Source organism: Methylophaga pinxianii, from assembly GCF_020447225.1.
Classification (GTDB): Bacteria; Pseudomonadota; Gammaproteobacteria; order Nitrosococcales; family Methylophagaceae; genus Methylophaga; species Methylophaga pinxianii.
This window is the reverse complement of sequence record NZ_JAJAEO010000114.1, coordinates 1-5555: the sequence shown is the minus strand read 5'-3', so window position 1 is coordinate 5555 and position 5555 is coordinate 1. Positions and strand designations below refer to the sequence as shown.

Genomic DNA, 5555 nt, shown 5'->3' with positions numbered 1-5555 from the left:
AGTGATGGTGCAGAACAGAACTATCGTTCACTTATTAAAATGCTCGAAGAGCTGCATATGCCTTGGTTGCTGACTTATGGTGAAAATGAGGACAGTGACTTTGGTGATTTTCGTTTCTTCGAACATTTTGGCCCGCCTTTCTTTTCATTTAAGATTAATAACAATCAGTTTATTTTTCTCGACAATACCGGTAATACCCCCTATGCATGGCAACTAGAGTGGCTAAATCAAGAGTTGACTCAGTCATCAGCGCAAAATCGTTTTGTCTTCTTGGGGTTACCCATTCATCCAAAACTTGATAACACGCCGGCTTTTAACGAAGATAACTATTTTAATGATAAAGAGATAGCACAGAGGCTTCATCTATTGCTCAGAAAGCATCAGGTGGATTTGGTGTTTTCTGCGAACCTAGCGTTGTATGCGGACCAGACTATTGATGGCGTTCGTTATATTACAACCGGCGGTGCTGGGGGAGTGATTGTTGATGACAAGAATAGTTATCATCATTTTGTGGAAGTTAATGTTTCGGCAGATGGGATCACTGTAACGACGGTAATACCACGTATTAATCAGTCCTCTTGGCACCGAACGTTAACGAGTATCTGGTCAGCAATCTATACTTTTTTTTATGTCAGCTTCGCACGTTTTTTGGTTGTTATCAGTTTTTTAGTGCTGATCGGGCTTAAGTTGCGAGAGGTCATCTACGAAGATCGTGATTTTTATACCCACTTCACTATTGATGATTCAAACTATAGAGATAAACCTAAGCGCATTGCCTTTTTTACCAATAATTTCTTCCCGTTTATCTCTGGCGTCACTATTTCCATCGACCGATTGGCTAAAGGATTACGCAATAGAGGGCATAACGTCCATATATTCGCTCCAGATTACACTGGCGAGAAGCAATCGAATTCATCATGCACTCGCGTAAAAACATTGTTTGCTTTTGGCAGCAAGGGTGAATTCAGACTAACCAATCCTTTTCAACAGAAAATCAGAAAATCCTTTAAGCAGCAGCAACTTGATCTGGTGCATGTGCATCACCCATTCTGGCTTGGCTCAGTAGGTTTATGGTTCGCTAAACGCTATAAGTGCCCAGTTATTTATACTTACCATACTAGACTCGAAATGTATGCGCATTATGTTCCATTACCAGGTGCGTTATTTCGTAATGTTATCTCCCACTTAATCATTCGTCGCTTCTGTAATAAATGTGATGGTGTCATTGTGCCGACATATTCCACCGAGGAGTACTTACGACTGGTGGGGGTGAAAAGTCGTATTTTTGTGCAGCCAAGTGGCGTTGATTTCATGCGCTTTAACAAACCACATAGCCTGACACCGGCAGCATTAAAACAACAACTCGGCATTGAACAAAAACAACTGGTGCTCGTAAGCGTTTCACGTCTGGGCAAAGAAAAAAATGTGAAATTTCTTATTGATGCAATTGCCAGCCTGAATCAACAAACGCAAAATCAAGTTCAACTGGTAATTATTGGGGAAGGCGATGATCGTCACTATCTTGAAAATCGAATTGCCGAGAAAGGTCTGCAAAAAAGCATCCAGCTTATTGGTGCTGTTTCACCTGAGAATATCCCTGGCTATTATCAAATGGCAGACATCTTCGTCTTTGCTTCAAAGTCAGAAACACAAGGCATGGTGATTTTAGAGGCTATGTCAGCTGGTCTACCGGTTGTCGCCATCCGCTCTAGCGGTATTGATGACGCAATAGTCGAAGGGAAAACTGGTTTTAAAACGTTGGATGATATTGAACTGTGGAATAGCAAACTTAAATTACTCATCGAAGATAACGTTTTACGAGAAGAGCTTTCAAAACAAGCTATCGAATTTGCACGCCAACACGACAGTGACGTTTTTGCTCAGAATATTGATAAATTTTATAGTGAAGTCTTAGCGACCTATCATCGACCATCTTCTTGATAGCGGTTTGTTTTTGATTATCTATTGAAGCGCTTGTCCAAATAAACTAGCAATCCAACCAATACAATAACCAGTAAAATCGCTATTACGATGGCTGACCAGGGTAATCCGTTTTCATTTGTTGCGATCAGCTTGCTCAACTGTCCACCAAATGCAATCACTATAATTAAACCGGGGATAATGCCCACTGCTGAGCCTAGCATATAGCGGGTGAAATCGAGCCGGAAAGCACCGGCGAGCATGTTGGTCATGGTGAATGGTGCAACGGGCAAGAGATTAATCAAGACCATACTATTGAAACTATTTTTCTGGATATACTTTTCTGCCCTGCGAACCATTTCGCCACCATGTTTTTCGATGGTTTCACGCCCTACCCAGTGTCCAACAACATAACCCATTGCTGAAGAGCTTAGTGAAGCCAATGTGGCACAGAATATTGCCCATTCCGTACTAAAAAGCATTCCGGTTGTGACCACCAGTATGGTCAGTGGAAACATAATCGCCAGCAATGCCACATACAATAAAGTGATACCAATCAAACTCCACAGGGAATACTCAAACTGTCTTATATATGCAGTGTGTTGAAGCAATGCAACCTCATTTAAATAGCCAGCATCAGCTAGGAATCGCCAGAGGATTGTCATCCCCAGCAACAAAATGAATACCAGCAGGGTTTGTTTTATTGCGTTAGGCATTGATAGTCTATAGTCAGGAAAAAAGTAGTCCTTAAGGTAACACAACATATTGTCGATTTTGCTGTTTTGGAGATCAAAGGCCTATCTGCAATTGCTCACTATAGACTTGTGCTCACCTCCAACACCTAATCCAACTTTAGCTAAGTAATACCCGTGGTTTTCAATCAATTTGGCGAAGGGCTGTAGCAAACTCCAATGGCGTTTGATAGCCAAGTGAAGAATGTGGCCGGTTTTCATTGTAGTCAATTCGCCATTGATTGATCAGCTCTCTGGCATGAGCCAGATCATTAAACCAGTGCTCGTTTAAACATTCATCTCGAAACTTACCATTGAAACTCTCGATATAGCCATTTTGCATGGGCTTTCCCGGTTGTATCAGTTTCAATTCAACACCATGTTGATATGCCCACTGATCCAGCGCTTTGCCGGTAAACTCTGGCCCCTGATCAGTTCTTACTGCCACCGGATAGCCTCTAAAGGCAGCAATAGTATTCAGTGTTCGTGCGACCTGTTCACCGGAGATTACATGTGCAACCGGTATATCCAGACATTCTTTGCTAAAGTCATCAACGATGGTCAGGCATTTGATGCGCCGACCATGGGCGAGTGAGTCCATCACAAAATCCATCGACCAGGTATGGTTGGGTCTGTCTGGTAGCAATAAAGGCTGACGCTCCACCATGAGACCTTTGCGTCGTTTTCGTTTACGTACCGCCAATCCAGCTTCTCGATACAACCGATAAACTTTCTTGTGGTTCACATGCAGTCCCTCTCGACGTAATAACTGATGCACTCGTCGATAACCAAACCGGCGTCGTTCAAAGGCAATCGCTTTAATACGCTGCACCAGGTCAGTTTCTTGTGTTGACTGGCTTTGGTATCGCATGGTGGCGCGGTTCAGACCGACCAGGGAACAGGCTCTACGCTCAGAAATAGCTGTTTGTGACAGCATAGAGCGCACCGCCTCCCGCTTATTCCTGACGGTCAGTACTTTCGGTTCAACGCTACCTTGAGGGCTTCATTGTCCAACATAGATTCGGCGAGTAATTTTTTGAGCTGGGCGTTTTCTTGTTCAAGGCCTTTGAGACGACGGACCTCAGAAACTTCCAGACCAGCGTATTTTTTACGCCAAGTGTAGAACGTCGCATCGGAAATAGCGTGTTTCCGACATAACTCCTTCACGGGGAGACCCGCTTCTGCCTCTTTCAAAACCTGAATAATTTGTTCTTCTGTAAATCGTTTTTTCATGCTCATCTTCCTTTTCAGTGATGAACATTACTAAGTTCTTTATGGATTAGAAAGTGGGGAGCAGGTCAATAACAATAGCATTTGAAATAAGAGAAAAGCTCAAACGTATTGAGAACCAGCCAACTGATAATAAACCTTGGTACGATAAATACTCTTATCAACCAACAGGCATGCTTGAATTTGAGCTCATGGAATATGGAAGAGGACTTCGCACTAAATGGTCTGATGGGAAGATTTCAACTTTGGACAATCATATCCCAGCCATAGCAATGGGCATTCAACAAGTTTTTGAATTAAAGCAACTTCGAAAAATCCAAGCAATTGCTGATGCTAAACAAAAAAGTGTCGAACGAAATGAACAACTTGAGCGGGAGCGTATTGAGCTGATTGATAAACAAAGACTGCTATACCTGCACAAGCTTGCTAATGACTATAAACGCTCACAAGAAGTAATGAACATGGTACAGGCAATTGAGAAGAAATCTATACATATAGCTGGGCAGGATGAATGGATAATATGGGCTAAAGAATATGCTACAAAGCTCAACCCAACTAGGTATGTTGAATTGATTATAGCTACAGATAAGATGATTCTAGAACTTGATTCGAATGATCTTAAAAATTTAAACTTGAAATAATTTCGAACCCCAAAATTTGTGAATTTAGTTCGACTATGTTGTACAACATGAATAACTAATACAATTTAAGAATGAAAAGAATGCTTAGAGTGGCTAATCTCTTCTCTTTAATTTAGAGTGTAAAATAAGACTCTTACATTATTTCAATTCTGCTGAGTTGGAATTGAGCATTTAACGAGAAGTACTGAATGGAATTCAACCTGAATAGTGATCAACGCAGTTTTCAAAATGCATTAATGGTTCTTTCTAAAGCTTCTCCTGAAGCTGTATCTGTCGAAAGAAAATTCTCTAAGCAAAATAAATATAAAAATTACTTATATATCTATACAGATGTTGAAACTGATTTCAGAAATGAGCTTGAGAAGCTTGATTCTGGAGAAATACTGTTTCTATGTGGAAGTAGTGGTGACGGTAAATCGGAAATAATCACCAAATATAGCTCAAATGAAAAATATTATCACGAAATAGATTTCCATTTAGATGCGACGCATAGCTTTAAACCTCACCAGACTGCAATACAAGCTCTGGATGAAAGATTTAAGTTGACGTTAAATACAGGACGACCATTAGTAATTGGTATTAACGTGGGGATGCTCGGTAATTATGCTAAACGCGGTGATGATGAATTCAATTCCATTAAAACTGCAATAAACTCATTTCTCGAAGACAGGAAAGACCAAATCACAAATGAGTTCATCTTTATTGACTTCGAAGATTACCCTAAGTTTAAATTTGATGAAGACACATATTCATCCTCATTTGCGAAACCTTTCTTCCAAAAACTAACCCATCAAGATGAGAATAATCCTTTTTATTTGTTATACAAAAAAGAACTGCAACAGCATGGTCATACCAAACTGAGTACAAACTTTCATCTTTTGTCTCTAACAGAGGTCCAAGATGTATTAGTTGAACTGTTGTTAAAAGCTCGATTGATCTGTAGTTGCCCCCGCTAAAACGGACAGTCCTAACTTGCCACTTTGAGAGCGCGATACTCCCTCGGTGACATCATTTTCAATCCGCTATGCGGATG

The 5555-nt window shown here is 40.8% G+C and carries 5 protein-coding genes; 3 read left to right on the top strand and 2 right to left on the bottom strand.

Annotated elements, in window-relative coordinates; genetic code table 11:
- A partial coding sequence (locus LGT40_RS01025) for a glycosyltransferase (RefSeq protein WP_226069707.1) occupies nucleotides 1–1941 on the top strand: 1941 nt, incomplete at its 5' end.
- A gap of 17 nt (nucleotides 1942–1958) precedes the next feature.
- Here LGT40_RS01025 and LGT40_RS01020 read toward each other — a convergent pair.
- Together LGT40_RS01020 and LGT40_RS01015 are read right to left on the bottom strand one after the other, a co-directional pair.
- Complete coding sequence (locus LGT40_RS01020) at nucleotides 1959–2636, bottom strand: TVP38/TMEM64 family protein (RefSeq protein WP_226069708.1); 678 nt, start codon at nucleotides 2634–2636, stop codon at nucleotides 1959–1961.
- 160 nt (nucleotides 2637–2796) lie between these two features.
- A protein-coding gene (locus tag LGT40_RS01015; RefSeq protein WP_432758070.1) for an IS3 family transposase occupies nucleotides 2797–3884 on the bottom strand; the annotation gives its coding sequence in 2 pieces (ribosomal slippage) (nucleotides 2797–3626 and nucleotides 3626–3884; 1089 coding nt in all).
- A 53-nt stretch (nucleotides 3885–3937) separates the two neighbouring features.
- On the opposite strand from LGT40_RS01015, the gene LGT40_RS01010 reads away from it, so the two are divergent.
- Nucleotides 3938–4522, top strand: coding sequence for a hypothetical protein (locus LGT40_RS01010; RefSeq protein WP_226069710.1), 585 nt, complete (start codon nucleotides 3938–3940; stop codon nucleotides 4520–4522).
- Between the two features lie 188 nt (nucleotides 4523–4710).
- Nucleotides 4711–5478 carry a DNA phosphorothioation-dependent restriction protein DptF gene (dptF, locus tag LGT40_RS01005; RefSeq protein WP_226069711.1) on the top strand — a complete coding sequence of 256 codons (768 nt, stop codon included), beginning with the start codon at nucleotides 4711–4713 and terminating at the stop codon, nucleotides 5476–5478.
- The last annotated feature ends 77 nt before the right edge of the window (nucleotides 5479–5555 follow it).

Coding starts and splice junctions, on each gene's coding strand:
- dptF (WP_226069711.1), top strand. CDS start 4,711: ATGGAATTCAACCTGAATAGTGATCAACGCAGTTTTCAAAATGCATTA.
- LGT40_RS01020 (WP_226069708.1), bottom strand. CDS start 2,636: ATGCCTAACGCAATAAAACAAACCCTGCTGGTATTCATTTTGTTGCTG.